The organism is Acinetobacter sp. CWB-G5 (assembly GCF_019209785.1).
GTDB lineage: Bacteria > Pseudomonadota > Gammaproteobacteria > Pseudomonadales > Moraxellaceae > Acinetobacter > Acinetobacter johnsonii.
In genome coordinates this window covers 416,947-438,243 of record NZ_JAHUTF010000001.1, presented here as the reverse complement: position 1 = coordinate 438,243, position 21,297 = coordinate 416,947, and the positions used below count along the sequence as shown (strand labels likewise).

Annotated in this window: 18 protein-coding genes and 1 pseudogene; 15 read left to right on the top strand and 4 right to left on the bottom strand. The window is 42.7% G+C overall.

All coding sequences use genetic code 11. From position 1 onward, the window contains the following. Positions 1–41: 41 nt before the first annotated feature. The 5 genes and pseudogenes from KVY11_RS02155 (at position 42) to KVY11_RS02135 (ending at position 6,581) form a co-directional block, all read left to right on the top strand. Positions 42–1,442, top strand: a complete 1,401-nt coding sequence (locus KVY11_RS02155; protein ID WP_218287959.1) for an aminotransferase — start codon at positions 42–44, stop codon at positions 1,440–1,442. Between the two features lie 191 nt (positions 1,443–1,633). After that, positions 1,634–3,049 carry an aldehyde dehydrogenase gene (locus KVY11_RS02150; RefSeq protein ID WP_218287958.1) on the top strand — a complete coding sequence of 472 codons (1,416 nt, stop codon included), beginning with the start codon at positions 1,634–1,636 and terminating at the stop codon, positions 3,047–3,049. A 115-nt stretch (positions 3,050–3,164) separates the two neighbouring features. Beyond that, a complete protein-coding gene (locus KVY11_RS02145; protein WP_218287957.1) occupies positions 3,165–4,493 on the top strand; it encodes an APC family permease in 1,329 nt (442 codons plus the stop codon). Between the two features lie 72 nt (positions 4,494–4,565). After that, positions 4,566–5,669: pseudogene (gene aguA / locus KVY11_RS02140) on the top strand (agmatine deiminase). A gap of 444 nt (positions 5,670–6,113) precedes the next feature. Beyond that, positions 6,114–6,581 (top strand): surface-adhesin E family protein, encoded by a 468-nt coding sequence (locus tag KVY11_RS02135; protein WP_218287956.1) that lies wholly within the window; start codon positions 6,114–6,116, stop codon positions 6,579–6,581. Between the two features lie 18 nt (positions 6,582–6,599). Here KVY11_RS02135 and KVY11_RS02130 read toward each other — a convergent pair whose 3' ends face one another. Continuing rightward, entirely contained in the window at positions 6,600–7,481 is an 882-nt protein-coding gene (locus KVY11_RS02130; RefSeq protein ID WP_087010719.1) for a LysR family transcriptional regulator, read from the bottom strand. A 169-nt stretch (positions 7,482–7,650) separates the two neighbouring features. Between KVY11_RS02130 and KVY11_RS02125 the strand changes: the two genes are divergently transcribed. From KVY11_RS02125 to KVY11_RS02080, 10 genes are all read left to right on the top strand, one after another. Next, positions 7,651–9,168 (top strand): CoA-acylating methylmalonate-semialdehyde dehydrogenase, encoded by a 1,518-nt coding sequence (locus tag KVY11_RS02125; RefSeq protein WP_218287955.1) that lies wholly within the window; start codon positions 7,651–7,653, stop codon positions 9,166–9,168. 11 nt (positions 9,169–9,179) lie between these two features. Further along, entirely contained in the window at positions 9,180–10,070 is an 891-nt protein-coding gene (gene mmsB, locus KVY11_RS02120) for a 3-hydroxyisobutyrate dehydrogenase (RefSeq protein ID WP_218287954.1), read from the top strand. Between the two features lie 85 nt (positions 10,071–10,155). Continuing rightward, entirely contained in the window at positions 10,156–11,811 is a 1,656-nt protein-coding gene (locus tag KVY11_RS02115; protein WP_218287953.1) for an AMP-binding protein, read from the top strand. A gap of 126 nt (positions 11,812–11,937) precedes the next feature. Further along, positions 11,938–13,062 (top strand): acyl-CoA dehydrogenase family protein, encoded by a 1,125-nt coding sequence (locus KVY11_RS02110; protein WP_218288201.1) that lies wholly within the window; start codon positions 11,938–11,940, stop codon positions 13,060–13,062. 93 nt (positions 13,063–13,155) lie between these two features. Then, positions 13,156–13,959: an enoyl-CoA hydratase gene (locus KVY11_RS02105; protein WP_218287952.1), complete on the top strand. Its 804-nt coding sequence runs from the start codon at positions 13,156–13,158 to the stop codon at positions 13,957–13,959. A 7-nt stretch (positions 13,960–13,966) separates the two neighbouring features. After that, positions 13,967–15,031: an enoyl-CoA hydratase/isomerase family protein gene (locus tag KVY11_RS02100; RefSeq protein WP_256350612.1), complete on the top strand. Its 1,065-nt coding sequence runs from the start codon at positions 13,967–13,969 to the stop codon at positions 15,029–15,031. A 632-nt stretch (positions 15,032–15,663) separates the two neighbouring features. Then, a complete protein-coding gene (locus tag KVY11_RS02095) occupies positions 15,664–16,209 on the top strand; it encodes an ATP/GTP-binding protein (RefSeq protein ID WP_218287950.1) in 546 nt (181 codons plus the stop codon). 9 nt (positions 16,210–16,218) lie between these two features. Continuing rightward, entirely contained in the window at positions 16,219–16,635 is a 417-nt protein-coding gene (locus KVY11_RS02090; protein ID WP_218287949.1) for a roadblock/LC7 domain-containing protein, read from the top strand. A gap of 83 nt (positions 16,636–16,718) precedes the next feature. Next, on the top strand, positions 16,719–17,711 hold the full coding sequence (locus tag KVY11_RS02085; protein WP_256350547.1) for a hypothetical protein: 993 nt from the start codon (positions 16,719–16,721) through the stop codon (positions 17,709–17,711). Positions 17,712–17,750: 39 nt separating this feature from the next. Beyond that, on the top strand, positions 17,751–18,107 hold the full coding sequence (locus KVY11_RS02080) for a hypothetical protein (protein WP_087526884.1): 357 nt from the start codon (positions 17,751–17,753) through the stop codon (positions 18,105–18,107). A gap of 50 nt (positions 18,108–18,157) precedes the next feature. Here KVY11_RS02080 and KVY11_RS02075 read toward each other — a convergent pair whose 3' ends face one another. The 3 genes from KVY11_RS02075 to KVY11_RS02065 form a co-directional block, all read right to left on the bottom strand. After that, entirely contained in the window at positions 18,158–19,030 is an 873-nt protein-coding gene (locus KVY11_RS02075; RefSeq protein WP_218287948.1) for a histone deacetylase, read from the bottom strand. 4 nt (positions 19,031–19,034) lie between these two features. After that, entirely contained in the window at positions 19,035–19,997 is a 963-nt protein-coding gene (locus KVY11_RS02070) for a hypothetical protein (RefSeq protein ID WP_218287947.1), read from the bottom strand. A 173-nt stretch (positions 19,998–20,170) separates the two neighbouring features. After that, positions 20,171–21,205: an AraC family transcriptional regulator gene (locus tag KVY11_RS02065; RefSeq protein ID WP_218287946.1), complete on the bottom strand. Its 1,035-nt coding sequence runs from the start codon at positions 21,203–21,205 to the stop codon at positions 20,171–20,173. Between the last annotated feature and the right edge of the window lie 92 nt (positions 21,206–21,297).

Genomic DNA, 21,297 nt, shown 5'->3' with positions numbered 1-21,297 from the left:
ATCAGGATTGATGTGCTGCGAAGCGTTAGGAAGGACAAAGTATGAACTCTAAATTACCTGTAGAAGTTGATATTCAAGATATTTGGCAAAAAGACAAAGATCATGTAATTCATCCATGGACAGATTTCACCACATTTAAAGAAGAAGGTTCTTTAATTATGGCGAAAGGTGAAAATGTTTTTGTTTATGATGCACATGGCAATAAATACTTAGATGGTATTGGTGGATTGTGGTGCGTGAATGTGGGTTATGGCCGTCAAGAAATTGCCGATGCCGTATCCGCACAAATTATGGAGCTGCCATACTTTTCACCATTCGGTCATCAAACCACAGCACCAGCGGCAAAATTAGCGGCAAAATTGGCTGAACATGCACCAAAAGGCTTAAATCATGTGTTTTTTGGTTGTGGTGGTTCTGTCGCAAATGACACGGCAGTACGTTTAATTCACCATTATTTCCATCAAATTGGTCAGCCGTCAAAGAAAAAATTGATTGCACGTAAAGATGCGTATCACGGCAGTACTTATATCAGTATGAGTCTAACCGGCATTGAAGCAGATCACATTGGTTTTGAAATTCACAATCAATTGGTGCATCACGTTTCATGTCCGAACCCATACCGTAAGCCTGAGTCGCAATCGATGGAAGATTTCTGTAATGAAAAAGTGCAGGAACTGGAAGATACGATTTTGGAATTGGGTCCAGACAATGTGGCAGCCTTCTTTGCTGAGCCAATTATGGGTGCAGGTGGTGTGATTGTGCCACCAGAAGGCTACCATGCGAAAACGTTAGCAGTGTGTAAGAAATACAACGTGTTGTATGTGTCGGATGAAGTGGTCACGGCATTTGGTCGTTTAGGTCATATGTTTGCTTCTGAAGAAGTGTTTGGCATTGTTCCAGACATCATCACCTGTGCTAAAGGTTTGTCTTCAGGTTATTTACCTTTGGGTGCAACCATTATTTCTGATGAAATTTATGACGCGATCAGCAAACCGCATCACAAGGGTGGCTTATTGACACACGGCTTTACCTATTCAGGTCATCCTGTGAGCTGTGTTGCGGCACTAAAAAATATTGAAATCATTGAACGTGAAAATATTTGTGAACACGTGCAAGACGTTGGCGTGTATTTTGAAGAGCAGTTAAAAACCTTAGCTGACTTGGAAATTGTCGGTCAGGTACGCGGCAAGAAGTTCATGATGTGTATCGAAAACTTGCGCAATAAAGACACCAAAGAGTTGTTTGATGGTTCAGTCGGTGTGGGTAAGCGTATCGCCAATCATTGCCAAAAACTCGGCTTGATAGTACGTCCAGTTGGACACATGAACGTGTTGTCCCCACCGTTAATTTTAACGCGTGAACAAGTTGATTTTACGGTTAAAACCTTGCGTCATGCGATTCAAAATACCATTCAAGAGTTAAAAGCTGAAGGTCATTTATAAGTTTTACGGTCATTCATTTAAGAACAACCTGATTCACCAGAATCAGGTTGCTCAGAAGTTGTCAGCCTGCGAAACGGGCTGGGATAAAAAAGATTAAAAATAGTCAAAAGCAAAATGGAATTATAGTTGTGCTGTGCTGAAGAGACTCAATCAGTCTTGGAGAGTGCCATCATGCTAAGGCGAGTAAAAAGATGAAAAATTATATCAATGGACAATGGGCTGCAACGACAGGCTCTACCGAGATTGCGGTGATCAATCCGCGTAGTGAACAAGCACTCGCGTATTTCATTGCAGCGTCACCCCATGATGTAGATGCTGCGGTTGAAGCAGCAAACCAAGCTTTGGCAAGCTGGAGCAATACCAGTGCAGCAGAACGTGCAGCATGGCTGAATAAAATCGCAGATGCGATTGAACAGTCTAAAGACAAACTGGTTGAACTATCCCATCACAACAATGGCAAGTCCATCAGTCAAGCCAAAGTCGATGTCGATAACAGCATTAAATGCTACCGCTACTATTCCGATTTAGTGCAAAAATTTGCTTTCAGCAAAACCAGTCAGACTGATCACGGTACTGAACTTACCCATCAGCAAAACCCAGTGGGCGTGGTGGCATTAATTACCCCATGGAATTTCCCTTTAATTACCAGTGCATGGAAAATCGCGCCCGCTTTAGCAGCAGGCTGTACTTTGGTATTTAAACCTTCGGAATTGGTACCTTTACCAGAACTCGAATTTATTAAATTACTCAATCAAATTGATTTTCCACAAGGCGTATTTAATTTGGTCTTGGGCGATGCAGTAGCCGCTGAACATTTGGTGCGCCATCCAGACGTACAAAAAGTGTCTTTTACGGGCAGTACCGAAATTGGTATTCAAGTGATGCAAGCTGCAGCAAACTCAGTTAAACGCGTGACACTTGAGCTCGGTGGTAAGTCTGCATTTTTAGTGTTAGATGATGCCGATATTGATGATGCCGTGGCAAAAGCCGTAGGTGGAATGTTCTATAACGCGGGACAAATGTGCTCTGCCATGTCGCGTGTATTGGTGCATGAATCCATTGCTGCACTATTTTACCAAAAGCTGAAGCAAGCCACAGAAGCCATTTTGTTAGGACAAGAAGCGGAAGGGCAGTTCAGTATGGGTCCCATGACCACGCAAAAGCAATTTAATAAAGTAAATGAATATTTAGCACTTGCAGAACAAGAGCAACTGCAAGCCTTGGTGGAGCCTGAAAATATTCAATGTCCTGCGCAAGGTTTCTATATTCGTCCACAAATCTTTATTGATGTACCGACCAATAGTCGCCTGTGGAAAGAAGAAATTTTTGGTCCAGTCATGTGCTGCCGTACTTTTAAAACAGAAGATGAAGCCGTTCAAGTGGCAAATGATTCGGAGTTTGGCTTGGCTGCAACCATTATGACGGGCTCAGTCGATCATGGTAAATCACTTGCTAAGCGGCTGCGTGCTGGACATATCTGGATTAACTCTTTCCAAATGATTCATCCGAGTTCTTTGTGGGGGGGGGTTAAAAAGAGTGGAACTGGCCGTGAGTTGGGTGAGTCTGGCATGCAAAGTTATTTAGAAGAAAATGTGATAACAATTTAAATGTAGTTTTAGGGAGTATTGGGAAGGAAAAGGATGTCCTTCTCAATATAGGTGTTGTTAGTTGAAACAACTAATGCACGGAAGAAAGAGCTTGCATTGCTACAGGAGTAAAAGCATGGAAGGCGATAATAAACACAGGAGTCTCTCCCTTTGGCAAGTGGTTGTCATTGGGGTTGCCTATATGGCGCCAGCGACGGTATTTGATACTTTTGGGATTATTTCAAGAGTGACCAATGGGCAAGTGCCTTTGGCTTATTTACTAGCGTTGGTTGCCATGCTGTTAACCGCAGTAAGTTATGCACGTTTTAGTCGACTCTCACCCAAGGAAGGTTCTGCTTATACCTACACTAGTGAAACTTGTGGCAAAACCATGGGCTTTTTTGTGGGGTGGTGTTCGTTATTAGATTACATGCTGTTGCCGCTGATTAATGCGTTGTTGGCAGGATTTTATCTGAATTCACTCTTTCCTGATGTGTCCTACACTGTTTGGGTGCTTATCATGGTTACCCTGATTAATAGCTTTCGCATTAATATTCTTGCCAATTTCAGCTTTGTTTTTGTGATTGCGACTTTGATCATGATGCTGGTATTTATCTATCTGGTGGTGACAGGAATTGGAAGTTCACAAGGTTATAGCCACGTTGTAACCATGAAACCAATGTTTAGTGGTCAGCCAGAACTGGGTACACTGGTTGCGGGAGTGTCATTGGTGTGTTTTTCGTATTTAGGTTTTGATGCAGTTTCGACACTCGCACATGAAACGAAAAATCCAACTAAAACCATTCCAAAGGCAATTATTTGGACCACGTTATTGGGGGGCGCAATTTTTATTACGGTGTCGTGGTTTGTTACATTGCAATTCCCAACCTTGGCTCAATTTAAGAACCCTGACGAAGCTTTGCCTGAAATTGCCTTGATTGTGGGTGGTGCAGCATTTCAAACGGCATTATTAAGCGTGCAAATTATGAATGCCTTCGCTTCAGGTTTAGCAACCCATGCCAGCGCTTCACGTTTAATGTACATTATGGGGCGTGATGGAGTATTCAATAAAAGAGTGTTTGGATCGGTCAGCACAAAACTCGGTACGCCACTTTATTCAATCTTCTTTGTCGGTTTAATTTCGTTATTGGCAATTTATGTCGACCTTGCAACGGTGGTGAGTTTTGTCAGTTTTGGTGCCTTAATTGCCTTTACCATGGTGAATTTCTCGGTCTTTATGAAATTCTTTGTAATTGCTAAAGCGCGATCAGGCTTTAAAAATCTGTTTATGAACCTATTTTTACCTTTGGCATCTGTATTTTCATTGTTAGGTTTATGGATCAACTTGGAAAAATCAGCCCTCGAATTTGGTGGGGTTTGGTTATGCGTAGGCATTGGTTTAGTGGTGTATAAGAAAATTAAAAAGCAGCCAATCTCTTTGGGAACGCCAATTGAGGAAGCTTAAAACAGTGTGCGTGAACGACTTTAATTCACTAAAGCAAAAATTTGGAAATGTTAAAATTCAAGAGAGTTTAAAATGGAACTTGTAGTTGAAAAGCAAAAAACAATCAAAACCCCAAAGCAACAGGGTTTTAGTATGCCGGGTGAATGGGCAGTGCAAGAAGCAGTATGGATGATTTGGCCGTATCGTACTGATAACTGACGTGACAATGCACAGCCAGCACAACAGGCTTTTGCCCAAGTTGCAGCGGCTATTTTAAAAAAGACGCCTGTATTTATGGCTGTTCCTGTTTCAGAAATGGAAAAAGCACGCAAAACTATGCCTGCAGAAGTGACATTATATGAAATGGAAAGTGACGATGCGTGGACGCGTGATACTGGACCTTCGATTGTTAAAAATGCACAAGGTGAACGTATCGGTATTGACTGGGTATTCAATGCTTGGGGCGGAGAAGATGGCGGCTTGTATTTCCCATGGGATCAAGACCAGCTCATTGCCAAGCAAATTTCTGCGATGCATGAGCTGGAAAGTTTTTCTACACCCTTAGTGCTAGAGGGTGGCTCCATCCATGTGGATGGTGAAGGTACACTCTTAACCACGGCAGAATGCCTGCTCAACCCAAATCGTAATCCAGATTTAACACAAGACGACATTGAAGAAATTTTACAAGAGTGTTTAGGCGTCACGACTTTCATTTGGTTACCAGATGGGGTCTATAACGATGAAACAGATGGGCATGTAGATAATATGTGCTGTTTCGTTCGCCCGGGTGAAGTGGCATTGCACTGGACCGATGATGAAACTGATCCTCAATATGCACGTTCTATGGCGGCATTGAAGGTTTTGGAAAATACAGTGGATGCACAAGGTCGTCGTTTAAAAGTCTGGAAACTACCAGCACCAGGCCCACTGTATGCGCGTGAAAATGAAACCAACGATGTGCAAAAAGGCAATGCGATTGAGCGTGTTGAAGGCAATCGCTTGGCAGGTTCGTATGTGAATTACCTGATTAGTAACCAGCAGATCATTTTCCCATTATTCGATGAAAACACGGATCAACAAGCACAGCGCTTATTTCAGCAAATGTACCCTGACTATTTAATTACAGGTGTACCAGCGCGTGAAATTTTGTTGGGCGGTGGTAATATTCACTGTATTACGCAACAAATTCCAGCTTAAAGCTATAAAACGAGTTAGTTCAATCCCTTCAAGTAAAGCCATGCACATGCATGGCTTTAATTTTTGTCGTCGATTTTGCAAAGTTAAACATATTCATAGTGCTACTAAAATAAATGGAAGGACTGTGGCTATTGATCTTTTTATGGCTTTAATTTGGCTTCCAAGATCACCACGCTAAAAATCAATAATGGTAGCTATTTGAAAATATCAAGAGGATTACACTGCGTGTTAGTAAACAAAATAGGCTATTCGCCGTATGCAAAACAAACCACATAGTCTATCTAGAGTGATAACCAGTTATAACTAAGTAGAGAAATATGTGCTGAAACTTTCTAATTTATAGCTATTTAAATAGATATATTTCAGTATGTTAGTTTGATTTTTCATGTGCTTTATATAAGGGAGTTGCTATAATCTTGCCCGTCTATCTTGGGGGATAGTGATGTGTTAAGTCGTATTTTATTGGGTTTTCTTTGTGTATTATGGGGAGGATCTGCGTTTGCCGAATGGACGTTTGTGAATGCAAATTATGATCGCTCACAATATGTTTATGTCGATTTTGATCGAGTGAAAATGCTTGATACGAGTCGTAATGAAGTTGAATATTGGGTCAAATATCTCATTAAGAGTGACAAAGAAAAAGACGGCTTGGAGTTAGGGGATTACTCACTCGCGCTATACAGAGTTGGCTGTGACAATGAAGTCTATAGCATTCGTTCATCTGCCAATTTTAAAAAAAATGGCTCGTTACTCAGTAGTCAAGACTATGTAACAAGTCAGACTCGACCGCTGATTCCCAATACAGCTGTGGATTATACCGCCGAGATGGTCTGCCATGTTTTACCGCAACGACAAAAAGTCGATCGTTTGGAACAACTGGCTCGACGTATTGCGACGGGGGAATATAAATAAGAACCTGCTGTGTATGATTTAATCCATCAACATGCCTTGTTTTAAGTCGGCTTGTTTCCGCAAATAATCCCAGACCAATTTAATCCGTGGCTCGTGTTGCAGGTCGACAAAAGTCAGCATCCAAAAGGTATGTGTGAAGCGTACCTGCTCGGGCAGCACTTGTTCTAAGTCGGGTTGGTCATGGGCTAGAAATTGCGGCAAAATGGCCAATCCAGCTCCTGCATTGACCGCTATTTGCTGGGCCAAAATACTGCTACTACGAAAATTTGCCGTCAGAGGAATGGGTAGCCGTTCCAAGCAATACAGCTCCGAACTATAAATCAGATCATCAATATAATTGACAAAGCGATGGGTCGCTAAATCTTCCATCCGCTGTATAGGCGGATGCTGTGCCAGATAGCGCTTGCTGCCATAAATTTTTAAACAGTAATCGGTCAGTCGGGTAATGATGTAGGGACCTGATTTTGGACGGTCAATTGAAATCACAATATCCGCTTCACGATGTGACAGCTTCATCATCTTCGGTACAGGAATCAGGTCGATCGTGAGTAGTGGAAATTGCAATGACAGTTCGGCCAATAACTGGGTTAAAAATGCCGTACCGAAACCCTCAGGTGCGCCAATGCGTACACGACCTTCAAGTGGCTGTTGCGGTTTCTGAATTTGCAAAAAGGCCTGTTCCATTTGCTCTACGCGCGGAACCAGAGCCATGCCATCGACGGTGAGTTCATAGCCTGTGGCTTCACGTTTAAACAGCGGTGTACCTAAAGCGATTTCTAAAGACTGTACCCGCCGTGCCACAGTACTGTGTTCGACTCCAATAATCCGTGCTGCATTGGTCAGGGTTTTAGCGCGTGCCAAGACCAAAAAAAACTGCAGATGATCCCAATCTACTTTCATTTTTTATTTTCCACATCCTGTGCAAAATTGCACAACCATCGTGCACCAATCTGCATTGGTGGTCAAAGTTTTCTTTGCTAGTCTGAGTTGAAACGCAGAAATTGAATATACGGTTTAAGTCGTATATTTCAACAATGACACAATAAAAATGAATGCCTATGGAGAGGTTATGAATACGGTTTCTAAAATCCAAATTACCACAGCTAAACTTTTGATTAACGGTGAGTTTATCGAGTCTAAAACTCAACAATGGCAAGACATTATCAATCCAGCAACCCAAGAAGTGATTGGTTTAGTCCCTTTTGCAACACCTGAGGAAATACAAGCCGCGATTAGCTCAGCAAAATCTGCTTTTGCGAGTTGGAGAGAAACCCCGATTCAAGCGCGTATGCGCATTATGCTGAAACTACAGCAACTGATTCGTGACAATGCCAAGAAAATTGCACAGGTACTCACAGCCGAACAAGGCAAAACCTTGGCGGATGCGGAAGGTGATATTCAGCGTGGTTTAGAGGTGGTGGAACATGCATGTTCAATTGGCACCTTGCAAATGGGTGAATATACCGAAGGTGTGGCACGTGGCGTAGATACCTATACCTTGCAACAACCTTTGGGCGTCTGTGCGGGCATTACTCCATTTAACTTCCCTGCGATGATTCCTTTGTGGATGTTCCCAATGGCAATCGTCTGCGGCAATACCTTTGTTTTGAAGCCATCTGAACAAGATCCGCTCTCCACCATGATGTTGGTCGAGTTGGCAATCGAAGCAGGTATTCCCGCAGGCGTACTGAATGTAGTGCATGGTGGCAAAGACGTGGTCGATGCCCTGTGTACGCATCAAGACATTAAAGCCATTTCTTTTGTGGGTTCAACTGCTGTCGGTACGCATGTCTATAACTTGGCAGGTCAACATGGCAAGCGCGTGCAATCGATGATGGGCGCGAAAAACCATGTGGTCGTAATGCCTGATGCCAATAAAGAACAAACCTTAAATGCCATGGTCGGAGCAGCGTTTGGTGCGGCAGGGCAACGTTGCATGGCGCTTTCAGTTGCAGTCATGGTCGGTGACAGTAAACACTGGATCAATGAGTTGGTTGCAAAAGCGAAGACCTTGAGTGTGAATGCAGGACATGAGCCGAATACGGACATTGGCCCTGTGATTTCACCGCGTGCCAAAGCCCGTGTGATTGATCTGATTAACAGTGGTGTAGAACAAGGCGCCGAACTGCTGCTGGATGGTCGTGATATTCAAGTCAAGGGCTATGAAAATGGCAACTTTGTCGGGGCAACGGTGTTTAACCAAGTCACGACGGATATGCGCATTTATAAAGAAGAAATCTTTGGTCCAGTTCTGACGATTCTCTGTGTGGATACGTTGGATGAGGCGATTGAACTGGTGAATGCCAACCCATTTGGTAATGGTGTGGGCTTATTTACCCAAAGCGGCGCCGTCGCACGGACTTTCCAAAACCGTATTGATATTGGTCAAGTGGGTATCAATATTCCAATTCCAGTCCCTGTGCCATTCTTTAGCTTCACAGGTTCACGTGGCTCGAAATTGGGTGATTTAGGTCCTTATGGCAAACAAGCGGTACAGTTCTATACGCAAACTAAAACTATTACCAGTCGTTGGTTTGAAGACAGCCAAGAAGCGGGGGAAGTCAATACCACCATCAGTTTACGCTAAGGAGTAGCGAGATGAAGATAGCATTCATTGGTTTAGGCAATATGGGCGGTTCGATGGCGCAGAACCTGCTCAAAGCGGGGCAAACGGTTCTGGGTTATGACCTGAGTGAAAAAGCCTTGCAGCAGTTTGCCGAAAGTGGCGGGATTGTCTGTGACAGCCCGCAGGCGGCTGCTGAGCAAGCAGATGTGGTGATTAGCATGTTACCCGCAGCCAAGCATGTACGTGAAGTGTATTTGGGGGAAACTGGGATTTTGGCAGTCATGCGGGCAGGCAGCTTATGTATCGATTCCAGTACCATTGATCCGCAAACCATTAAAGATGTGGCGGCTGAAGGCTTAAAGCATCAGATTCAGGTCTGCGATGCACCTGTTTCTGGGGGCACTATTGGTGCCAAAGCAGGTACCTTGACTTTTATGGTCGGTGCCGATGATGCGACTTATGAGCAAGTGAAGCCCATTCTTGGTTTGATGGGGAAAAACACCGTGCATTGTGGTGCGGTCGGTGCAGGGCAAATTGCTAAAATTTGCAATAATATGATTCTGGGCATTTCGATGGCAGCGGTGGCAGAAGGCATGGCACTGGGCAGCCGATTGGGGATTGATACACATGCGCTGGCAGGGGTGATCAATAGTTCAAGTGGTCGTTGCTGGAGTTCTGAAATATGTAATCCTTGGCCAGACATTAGCCCGAATGCACCCGCAGGACGTGGTTATACCGACGGTTTTGCCTCGCAACTCATGCTCAAAGATTTAGGTTTGGCCATTGAAGCGGCAGGCCAAGTCAAGCAACCTGTATTACTCGGTGGTTTAGCACAGCAGCTTTATCAACAACTGTGTTTACAAGGCAATGCGCATTTAGATTTTTCTAGCATTATCCAGCAATACTTACCCCGAGAAAATTGATTTAAAAGAAATGAAAGGGTGCAATGAGTGCACCCGATAAAAAACCCTTGTCGTGAATAACAAAAAATGTGACTGAGGTGAAAGGATGACTTCAAATTATCAACAAGCGCAGCAAAGCTTTGATTTACAGCAGGCTGCGCAACGGTTTCTATCAGGTTCAGTCGATGCGCTGAATGCGTGTTATGAGTGCTGTGATCGGCATGCTTTGCCGGGGCAGATTGCCTTGTTTTGGCAGGGTAAAGATGGTCGTAAAGAGCAATATACCTTTCGAGAGTTACAACAACGTGCCAGCCAATTTGCTAACTTTTTAAAGTCGCAAGGGGTTAGCAAAGGTGACCGTGTTTCGGGTTTATTGCCACGCACGCCTGAGCTGATTATTACCATTTTAGCGGCATGGCGAATTGGTGCAGTCTATCAACCTTTATTTACTGCATTTGGACCGAAAGCCATTGAGCATCGTTTACAGTTGGCTCAAAGTAAATTGGTGGTCACCGATGTCGGTAATCGCGACAAATTGCATGAAGTAGACGGTTGCCCTGCCATTGTGACGGTCACGGGAGCCAAAGGTACAGGGCTGTATCAAGGAGATTATAGTTTTTGGGCAGAGGTCGATCGCCAATCTGATCAGTGCGAATTGGAGATGATGAACATCCAAGATCCGTTCTTGTTGATGTTCACTTCGGGTACGACAGGCCCTGCTAAACCCTTGCAAGTGCCACTCAAAGCGCTGATTGCATTTGGTGCCTATATGCAAGATGCGATTGGTTTAAGAGCTGAAGATTCGTTTTGGAATATTGCCGATCCAGGTTGGGCCTATGGGTTGTATTACGGCATTACAGGCCCGCTCTTATTGGGTCATCCAACCATTTTTTATGAAGGCGCATTTACCGCCGACAGTCTATGCCAGATCGTTGATGACTATGGCGTGAATAACTTGGCAGGTGCACCCACAGCTTACCGCATGATGATGGCGGCCGATCCAAAGCAAATGGCGAAACTCCGTGGCAAATTCAGTGTCGTCAGCAGTGCAGGTGAGCCCTTGAATCCTGAAGTGTTTCGCTGGTTCAAACAAGTGTTAGATGCCCCGATCTTTGACCACTATGGTCAAACTGAAGTCGGGATGGTGGTGTGTAATCATCATGCATTGGAACACGAGGTTCGAGCAGGATCGGCCGGTTTTGCCAGTCCCGGCTATCGTGTTGTGGCACTAGATGAACAGGGCAATGAACTCGGTGCAGATAGTCCGGGAATTTTAGCGGTGGATATTAGCCAATCTCCGATGATGTGGTTTGGCGGTTATCAAGAAAGTCGTAAATCACCCTTTATTGGACATTATTATTTAACCGGTGATACCGCTGAAATACATACTGATGGCAGCATGAGTTTTGTCGGACGCAGTGATGATGTGATTACCACTTCAGGCTATCGCGTAGGTCCCTTTGATGTCGAAAGTGCCTTGCTAGAGCATGATGCAGTGATTGAAGCAGCCGTGATTGGTGTGCCTGATCCTGAGCGTACAGAAGTCATAAAAGCTTTTGTGATTTTATCGGGTGAAAGTGCAGCCAGTACTGAACTCGAAAATGAACTGAGCCAATTTGTGAAAAAACGCTTATCTGCCCATGCCTATCCGCGTTTGATTGAGTTTGTGACTGAACTTCCAAAAACACCAAGTGGGAAGATTCAACGCTTTTTACTGCGCAATCAGGAAATTGCTAAACAACAAACTGCGGCTACTGTTTAAATTGAAGAGATTGTAAGGAAAGGATTTATGCAATTCACTGAGAAACACGTCCTGAGTCAGGACAAGGCGAAAAGTTTTGCCCAAGAACAGATGAAACCGAATACCAGTGAGTGGGATCGACAAGGTATGTTTTTTGAAGAACAAGTCCTGATTCAGGACATGGCAAAAAGCTTTGCCCAAGAACAAATTAAACCCTATGCCAGTGAGTGGGATAGACAGGGAACTTTTCCTGCGCAAGCCTTACAGCAAATGGGGCAATTGGGTTTTATGGGCATGTTGGTGCCTGAAGAATGGGGTGGATCGGCAACAGGCAACTTGGCCTATGTACTGGCGTTAGAAGAAATTGCCGCTGCGGATGGTGCAACTTCAGCCATTATGAGTGTGCATAATTCAGTGGGTTGCGTGCCGATTTTGAAATTTGGTACTGAGGAGCAAAAGCAGCAATTCCTCGTGCCTTTAGCCAAAGGGGAAATGATTGGCGCTTTTGCACTGACCGAACCACACACAGGTTCCGATGCCGCAGCCATTAAAACCCGCGCCGTGAAAGATGGTGACCATTACATTATCAATGGTGCCAAGCAATTTATTACTTCAGGACACAATGCAGGCGTGATTATTGTGTTTGCCGTGACCGATCCGAGCGCAGGAAAAAAAGGTATGAGTGCCTTTTTAGTCCCGCGTAATACGCCGGGTTATGAAGTGATTCGGGTCGAAGAAAAATTGGGTTTACATGCCTCTGACACCTGCCAAATTGCCTTGACTGATGTACGTGTGCACAAAAGCATGTTGTTGGGTAAAGAGGGTGAAGGTTTAAAAATTGCCTTGTCGAATCTGGAAGGTGGGCGTATTGGCATTGCCGCGCAGGCTGTTGGATTGGCGCGTGCTGCTTTGGAGGAAGCCACCCGTTATGCTAAAGAGCGTGTAGCTTTTGGGAAGCCAATTTTTGAGCAGCAAGCGGTGTCGTTCCGACTGGCCAGTATGGCAACAGAAATTGCCGCGGCACGTCAGTTGATGCATCAGGCGGCGCGTTTAAAAGAAGCGGGTCAGCCGTGTTTAACTGAAGCTTCGATGGCGAAATTATTTGCCTCTGAAATGACCGAGCGGGTTTGTTCAAATGCCTTACAAATCTTTGGGGGTTATGGCTATCTGAAAGATTTCCCGATTGAGCGAATTTATCGGGATGCCCGAATTTGTCAGATTTACGAAGGCACCAGTGATATCCAACGCCTCGTAATTGCCCGTAGTTTATAAAGCCAATATCGAAAAAACTGACCCTTGCACATGTGAGTGATCACGAGATTTTAACGTTACATGTGCACTGGTTTATAGAAGAAGGATCGCAACATGCAGTGGGAAAAAACATTCATCGAAGATTTACAGTGGGACACGATTTTAGTTGAAAAGCGTAAAGGCGTCGGGGTGATTACCTTGAACCGTCCTAAAGCGTTGAATGCCTTGAATAGTCAACTGATTGCTGAAATTAACCAAGCCTTAGACCAATTTGAACGCGATGCTGAAATTGGCTGTATGGTGTTGGCGGGTTCGGAAAAAGCCTTTGCCGCTGGTGCCGATATTAAAGAAATGGCAGAGCTGAATTTCCCGAATATCTATTTTGATGATTTTTTCCATTTAGCAGATCGAATTGCGCTGCGTCGTAAACCTTTGATTGCTGCGGTGAGTGGTTATGCACTGGGTGGCGGCTGTGAGTTGGCCCTGATGTGCGATTTTATCTATTGTGCGGATAATGCCAAATTTGGTTTGCCTGAAGTAACACTCGGTGTGATTCCTGGTATTGGTGGAACGCAGCGTTTAACGTTGGCATTGGGTAAAGCCAAAGCCATGGAAATGTGTTTAACCGCAAGGCAAATGGGCGCGGTTGAGGCAGAGCAAAGTGGTTTAGTGGCGCGTGTGCTACCGAAAGAAGAATTATTGGCTTATACCCTAGAAGCTGCGGAAAAAATTGCGGAAAGATCCCTCACTGCCACCATGATGATAAAAGAAAGCATTAATCGTGCTTTTGAAGTGAGTTTAAGTGAAGGATTACGCTTTGAGCGTCGTACTTTTCATTCCATCTTTGCGACGTCTGACCAGAAAGAAGGCATGAAAGCCTTTGTGGAAAAGCGTCCAGCACAATTTAAAAATCAATAAAAGGAGTCTGCGCATGGAAAATAATTTACAGATCAGCCTCCAAGGGCATTTAGGCGTGATTACGCTAGATCGCGCGAGTCATCTGAATGCACTGTCCTTAAGTATGATTCATGGCATTAGCCAGCAGCTAGAACTGTGGCGCGAGGACGAACAAGTTCAAGCGATCTTGATTAACTCCAATAGCCCGAAAGCCTTTTGTGCAGGTGGGGATATTCGCTTCCTCTATGATAGTTATCAAAATGGAACTGCCAATTATCAGCGCTATTTTGCCGATGAATATCACATGCTAAAAAGCCTGCGCCAATATGCGAAACCTGTATTGGTGTTTTTAGATGGCTATGTTTTGGGTGGTGGTTTTGGTTTGGCACAAGCTTGCCAGATTATTGTTAGCAGTGAAAAATCACGTTTTGCCATGCCAGAAACCGCGATCGGTTTTTTTCCCGATGTCGGTGCAACCCATTTTCTGTCTCGTTTAGACGATATCGGTGTGTATATGGCAGTGACGGGTGAACAGATTAGTAGTAGTGATGCTTTGCACTTAGATTTAATTGATTACTTGGTGCCGAGTGAACACTTAGAGCAGTTACAAACAGAACTGGGACATGCCGCGCAATTAACCCAACAATCTATTGAACAGACTATTGCGCGTTATTTAAGAGAACCTGCGCCTAGTGAATTAAAACAGTATGAAGATGCGATTCGCCAGCATTTTTCTCATGCTGAATTGGCCCAAATTGAAGACAGCCTTGCCAATACATTAGATAGTGATTATATGGATTGGGCTGAAAAGATCTTAGCAAATTTACAACAGCGTTCTTTGCTAGCCAAGCAAATCAGCCTAAAACTTCAGCATGTAGGGCGCGGGCTATCGTTAGAACAGTGCATGCAATTGGAGCGTGATTTACAAGATATTTGGTTTGAGCAGGGTGACATGCTTGAAGGTGTCCGTGCCTTGTTGATTGATAAAGACAAGCAGCCGAAATGGCAAACTGAGAACTCTGAACTGATGCAAATGTTCGAAGAACTTTTGCCAGCGTCACGACAGCAACGTCAAGTGAGTGTGCAAGTATAAGCTTACTTTCAATCTGTACCGAAAATCCTCCAATACTTTGGAGGATTTTTTTATGATGAGAACGTTAGTGAGATAAATGCATCGAATAACTGAAGCCTCTTCAAAGTTCATCGTGATTACAGCTCTGATGAGCCTTACCAGTTTCATTCTGTAATGAAAATAAACCACTAGAAAAAAACTTATCCCTTCTTTGAATAAGCCAAAGAGTACAGTTCAAGCCCGAATAAAGAATCAAAATCGACGTGTGAGATTTTGTTTAAATATAGAAATTAAGCGAAGAGTCCATCGACTAAGTATAAGAAAAACGTGAAGTTTCTTGTTTTATTGATTGAAAAAAATATTTCAAATATATTTTTTGATCTGAGTTATAGATTGAATTTTGTCTGGTAAAAAAAGCCAATCACTACTTAACTGAGTATGATTCTTATTATTTAATTTAAATAATAAGAAAAGACAAATACTTAAGTTAATTTAAATGATATACGTGTGTATAAAAAAGCTTAAAAGGTATACAAAAAGTAGGGGAATGTGTAAGTGAGTTTTACTGAATGGTTTAAAATTTGATGTTTTTTGTCAATAAAATTAAATATAATGTGACTTATTAGGCATTTTGTTGTTCTTGGGGCTTCTTGATGATACTACAGCAGTACAAAATTGTTTTCGGAGGAACCATGGGGGCAGGAAAATCTGCGGCCATTCAAGCATTGTCTGATATTCCTGTCGTGACGACAGAAGCAGTAAACACTGATACCGAAGCACATCATAAATTTTTGACGACTGTGGGTATTGATTACGGTGAAATTAGCCTTGATGACGGTACGCAGATAGGCCTGTACGGTACTCCAGGCCAAGATCGTTTTGATTTTATGTGGTCTATTGTCTGTAAGGGTGCAATAGGAATCGTGATCTTGATTGATCATAGCCAAGCAGATCGTTTAAAAGATTTAGAGTTTTATTTAAAAGCATTTGAGCAGTATGGATCAAATGTGGTGGTTGGTATTACACATTTAGATCAAGAAGATGAACATAAGCTCAAAATTTACCGTGATTGGATGCAGATCCATCAAAAACAATTTCCGCTGTTTGCCGTTGATGCGCGTGAACAAGATGATGTTTTACTGATGATTGAAACACTAATTACAACAATAGAAATGCAAGCAGAATCTGCAGTTGCATAGGTAGAATAAATGAATAGTTCACGTGAAATTCCGCAAGCACTGATTGAATCTGCTCACATCGAGTTACAACATTTTTTAAATACCGTTACAGGCATCGACTTTGTGATGTTGTGCTCATCGGATGGTTTTGAGCTTGCTTTGGCCTCAAAGAAAAATATCGACAATACAGGAAAAATTGCAGCAGTCAGCAGCTCTATCTTGGCTATGGTAAATGCATTTATTACAGAAATTCAATTGATGGGGTGCCAAACCATTACCCTTGATGCGGACAATGGCAAAGTCTTTTTAACGGCTGTCAACCATCCATTGCATCCTATGGTCATGGTGGCTGTCACGCACACAGATATTCTGATGGGGCAGATGCTGTATTACTACAAAGAGTTAAGTGCGCGATTAAGCAATGCACCGCTCAGCATTGCATCATAAGAAATTCTATATTTATTAATTTTTAATTATATCAATCGGCGTGATGCAGTGATTTGAAGGGTGAGGTTGTTGTGGGTTTGGGCATGAAAAACGTAATAAATATTGCAGTATTTGGTTTAAGTTTAAACTCGTTAGAGCAACTAAAAGAACAAATTTTACTGTCTTTACCTGAAAATTTGAATGTGAGATGGGTCAATCTTGCTGAGCAAAAAATCGATTTATTGCTGGTCAATGATGTTTTTTTTAATTCACCTGGCATTCAAAAGTTGCTGACTATTCAAAATATTGTGTATTTGCGTCTGGTCAAAAAGGTTGAAAATGCAGGGCACATTGTCGGAGATCAATTGTTCTATCCATTTTCAAACATAGAGCATTTGCATGATTGGTTATCTAGAAAGGTAGTATCACAACATGAACTTACCGCGTCTGTGAAGTCAACGCTTGAAGTCATTATGCCTATTCAATCTGTTATGCCTACAGTGCTGAACCCAGTAATGACCACGGAACAGGTTTTTAGCGAAATTTTTACACCACGTAATGGCTATATTCAGTTGTTCGATGCCCATGGTTTTCTCGCTTTGGTCGATACACGGACCGAACGTGTTTGGGTCGAGCCGAATAAAGAGATTCAGTTTAATGAGACCTTGAACCAAACGTATGCAACTGCGCAGTTGGTCCAAGATACGATTAAAGATAAAGACGTTTATGACTTAAGAGTTTGGCTATGGAAAGTGGTGAATGCTTCACCTGCGATTCAGTTACCGCAGATCAGTTTGAATCAGAACTTTAAACTTGAAATATGGCCTCAGTTTGAAAAAAATTTACAACGTCGTGACTTTTTAAAGATGGCAACGTCCTTCTCACAAGGCGCACAAATTGATCAAGTAAAACAATCCTTAACTTTAAGTAATGAAAGGGTATTGAATTTTGTAGCATGTGCTGTTCTACTGCAATTAGGTCGGTTTATTGATCAAAATGAAGTGAAGTATCAGGTAGATACACAACAAGTAGAAACAGGACAAATGAATAAATTACGCGGTTTTATTGGAAAGTTGCGTAAGAAACTAGGTCTTTAAATTTTTTGGGGTAACCCTATAACTAGAGGTAAGAATAAGATGGCACGTGTTAGTTTAGATGCGTTAACAGGGATTGATGGTTTTGTTGCTGCTGCGCTGGTCGACAGTGACAGTGGCTTAGCACTCGCGACTCAGGGGAGTGGTGTGGACTTAGAATTAGCAGCTGCAGGTAATACTGAAGTTGTACGTTCTAAGCGCAAGGTTGCGAAAGCATTACAATTAAACGATAACATTGAAGATATTTTGATTACTTTGGGTAAGCAATATCATTTGATTCGTCCGCTTGATAGCAATGAAACATTGTTTTTATATTTGGTACTTGACCGTACCAAGTCTAACTTAGCGATGGCGCGTTATGAGTTAAAAGGTTTTGAGAAAGAGCTTGATTTTTCTTAATTAAATAGCCGAACTATCCATGCCAGTGTATGTCAATATGCTGGCATTTTTTATTCAGCATAGTAAGTTTGATAAGCAGTTTGAAACGTTCCCACATGAAGCTTGACCAGTTCTGGTAGTGCTTGATAACCGCCAGCTAAAACAAACATCAAAGGCAGTTGATGCTTTTTGGCCAAGCGAAACACAATTTCATCTCGTTTTTCAATCAGTTCTGTGCTGAACCATGATGAGCCGCAAGGATCATTTTGATGGCAGTCCATTCCCGCCTGAAAGATAATTAAATCAGCGTTCCAGTCTAGGGCACGTTGAAAAGCTTGATGGATTGCTAAAATGTATTGGCTGAAGTTTCCTTGATGTTTGTGTACATGATAGGTTTCTGAACGTTCGTAGGTCGGACAGCCAAAAGCCAACCCATAGATACTATAATTAAAAAAGTTGTCAAAACGGCGGGTAAATTCTGCCGTGCCATTACCGCCATGCTGATCACAGTCCAGCACGAAAATACGTTTATCTGGAAATTGTTGCGCGACCAAAGCCAGCCCGTTAAAGGTACAAAAAGACCCACCGTGTTCGTAAACCGCATGATGAAAGCCTTGTGCAATATTGGCCGAAATTTGATGTTTGAATGCCAATTCTGCTGCGAGGAGTTGCCCTGCATTAATCTGGTACACCGCATCACGCAGTTGAGTATTCCAAGGCTTAAAACCTTGGAACGTGGCTAACTTTTCAGGGAAGCCTGTATCAAAAGCATCGACATATTTTGGATCATGCAGTTGTTTTAAAATATCTATGGAGAGCTTTTCAGGGCGGTGGAACTGCGCGATACCAAGCAAATCTAAAGCATCGGCCACAGCGCTCAGTTTTTCCATACTGTTGGTATGGGTCTGAGCATAATAATCTGGTGAGTAGCAAACCTGTAGCATGCGTTTAGTTCCGTATTTGCGCTGTCGCGACATCAACCAATTGTTGTAGGCGTGTAGTTCCCGGACTAAATAAACCATTTTCAACTTGCTGCTGATAATGTGTTGTAAAAGCACGTGCACGATTTTCAGGAGAAATGGCTAAGGTCGTGAGTCTTAAAAACCAAAAGCCGTTGATCTCAGAATAGGGAATTACATAACCTTTGTATTGCTGGTTTTGAGTTTTGTTTTGAATGGCTGTGCGATCATAGTTGACTGAGAACAATGAACCCGCAGGCAAACACACCCCATTCATCAGGATCGGTTTGAGGCTAATACAAGAATGATCATCTCCCATATTGAGTTTTTCCAGCAATAAGGGCTGCTGTTGTTCATCGACAAATATATTGAGTTCACCCTGTCTTAAGACGCGGCCATGGGCAATTTTAAGAAAGAAATTTTCAGCCATGGGGCAAGAACCGACTTTCGGTTTTTCATCCAAGGCTTTGAGCTCAACCAAACCTGTTTTCGCTGTGTTTTGCGGGAGAATAATATCGGCAATCAGTTGGCACAAAATTTGAGTTTCTTCCAGTTGCGCTTGTGCGGTGATACTGCGTAATTGTAGTTGTAACTGCCGCTGACGTTGCACTTGCTGAGCAAATTCAGAGCTGTTTTCGGTTGTGAGCAGCGGTTGAATTTTCTCATTCAAATCTAAATTATGCCAATCTGAAATCATGTACTGCGATTGCTCAAGCAATACTTTTAAGGTCTTGGTTTCGTATTGGTCAAACAGTTTTAAGTCGGCAAAATCTTGGCTGAGTCTGGGGCTGTTAATATAGTCCGCTAAAACACGTGTCGCCTGCGTATAGCCGCAACCACGACGTTCTGTTTGGTGGGAGAAATGTTCATTTAACATTTCGGTGAGTTTGCTTGAAAGCGGGTGAACGTGTTGTTTAAAAAGTTGAATAATTTCGTGATCAGTTTCGCGCATCCTTGCCCCAAAAAATAAATTTAAAATCTGTTTTATTATACAGTTATATATCAAATTACTATTGATATTGAAATAAAAACTAGCAGGCATTTCGACATTTATTTTGGCAGGATAATCATTGTTTCATTCGTTATGAACTCTTTTTAAAGCATCCTTTATTGAGGCTAAAAAGTTCAGCTTATCTTCGGCGTGGAATTTAGCCGATACATCTGTGGTGTGGTAGCTAATTCAGCTTTAAATGTCCTACAAAAATTCGCTGCCGTGGAGTAGCCCAGCTCAAAACTAATTTCGGTGATGCTTTTGTTGGTGTGCATCAGCAGATGCTCAGCACGGCTTAAAATGACCTGCTTACGAATGGTATTAAAATTGGCACCCTGCTTTTTTAAGTAGCGCTGCAGGGTTTTACTTGAGACATTCAACATTTGTGCACAGTCTTCAAAACTTGGCGGAGGAGATGCTTCGCGGAGCATCATGCTGATCCAGTCAATAATCTCTCCATCTAAACTGATTTGTTTCAGTTGTTCGCGGCACTGTTGTTCCAAAATGTTCAATGAAAATGCATCTGCTTTGGGGAGCTTCGTGTCTAAATTATCCGCTTGAATAAAGATTTTAATGCTAGGACGAATGAGTGTACCAAAGTGAAATTGAGCGGGCTTGAGTTGCTGTAAAGCTTGTACATAAGTCGGTTGAAACACCGATAAATGAATGTCATAGGGTTTAACTTGGTGATTGAGTAATTCTGCAAAACTGCTGCAAAAACCTACTGCAATGGCTTCTAAATGAAAATTCAATGTGAGCGTGCTCATGGCTTGCAGCGGGTGAATGTCTAAAACCACGACGTTTGTTAACTCAGTCACTTTTAGTCGAAAGTTCGGCATGATTAAGCTGAAATATTGCGACATCACGCCTAAGGCCTGCATGACATTTTCACAGCTGAGTAAGGCATAGCCCACCAAATGATGGGCACTCAATTTTAAGGAGCGACCGAGCTCAAATGCCAAATCACGGTTTTCTGGAAATTTAAGTAAATAGCTGACCAAGGTTTCAATTTGTGCCAGAGAAAGCTTGGCATCCTCCTGTTGTACATAGCTGCTCAAATCCGTTCCTAACAGCTGAAAAAGCTCAGTCAAATCCATCTCGCGTTGCAGCAATAAAGGCAGCAAACGCAAATAATATCGGGCTGGAATAGATGGAATGTGAGGATTCATATTTTTAAAGTGATGTCTTGTTTTGAATATACTATGTCTGAAAATGAATAATTATCACAACTGATTTTACCAATAATGAGCAAGCGTTCTAT

What these genes read in the sequence shown, in the direction of transcription:
- KVY11_RS02130 (WP_087010719.1), bottom strand. Translation starts at nt 7,481, where the DNA reads ATGAAAGTAGATTGGGATCATCTGCAGTTTTTTTTGGTCTTGGCACGC.
- KVY11_RS02065 (WP_218287946.1), bottom strand. Translation starts at nt 21,205, where the DNA reads ATGAATCCTCACATTCCATCTATTCCAGCCCGATATTATTTGCGTTTG.
- KVY11_RS02115 (WP_218287953.1), top strand. Translation starts at nt 10,156, where the DNA reads ATGACTTCAAATTATCAACAAGCGCAGCAAAGCTTTGATTTACAGCAG.
- KVY11_RS02070 (WP_218287947.1), bottom strand. Translation starts at nt 19,997, where the DNA reads ATGCGCGAAACTGATCACGAAATTATTCAACTTTTTAAACAACACGTT.
- KVY11_RS02110 (WP_218288201.1), top strand. Translation starts at nt 11,938, where the DNA reads ATGTTTTTTGAAGAACAAGTCCTGATTCAGGACATGGCAAAAAGCTTT.
- KVY11_RS02090 (WP_218287949.1), top strand. Translation starts at nt 16,219, where the DNA reads ATGAATAGTTCACGTGAAATTCCGCAAGCACTGATTGAATCTGCTCAC.
- KVY11_RS02105 (WP_218287952.1), top strand. Translation starts at nt 13,156, where the DNA reads ATGCAGTGGGAAAAAACATTCATCGAAGATTTACAGTGGGACACGATT.
- mmsB (WP_218287954.1), top strand. Translation starts at nt 9,180, where the DNA reads ATGAAGATAGCATTCATTGGTTTAGGCAATATGGGCGGTTCGATGGCG.
- KVY11_RS02145 (WP_218287957.1), top strand. Translation starts at nt 3,165, where the DNA reads ATGGAAGGCGATAATAAACACAGGAGTCTCTCCCTTTGGCAAGTGGTT.
- KVY11_RS02125 (WP_218287955.1), top strand. Translation starts at nt 7,651, where the DNA reads ATGAATACGGTTTCTAAAATCCAAATTACCACAGCTAAACTTTTGATT.
- KVY11_RS02080 (WP_087526884.1), top strand. Translation starts at nt 17,751, where the DNA reads ATGGCACGTGTTAGTTTAGATGCGTTAACAGGGATTGATGGTTTTGTT.
- KVY11_RS02075 (WP_218287948.1), bottom strand. Translation starts at nt 19,030, where the DNA reads ATGCTACAGGTTTGCTACTCACCAGATTATTATGCTCAGACCCATACC.
- KVY11_RS02085 (WP_256350547.1), top strand. Translation starts at nt 16,719, where the DNA reads ATGAAAAACGTAATAAATATTGCAGTATTTGGTTTAAGTTTAAACTCG.
- KVY11_RS02150 (WP_218287958.1), top strand. Translation starts at nt 1,634, where the DNA reads ATGAAAAATTATATCAATGGACAATGGGCTGCAACGACAGGCTCTACC.
- KVY11_RS02155 (WP_218287959.1), top strand. Translation starts at nt 42, where the DNA reads ATGAACTCTAAATTACCTGTAGAAGTTGATATTCAAGATATTTGGCAA.
- KVY11_RS02095 (WP_218287950.1), top strand. Translation starts at nt 15,664, where the DNA reads ATGATACTACAGCAGTACAAAATTGTTTTCGGAGGAACCATGGGGGCA.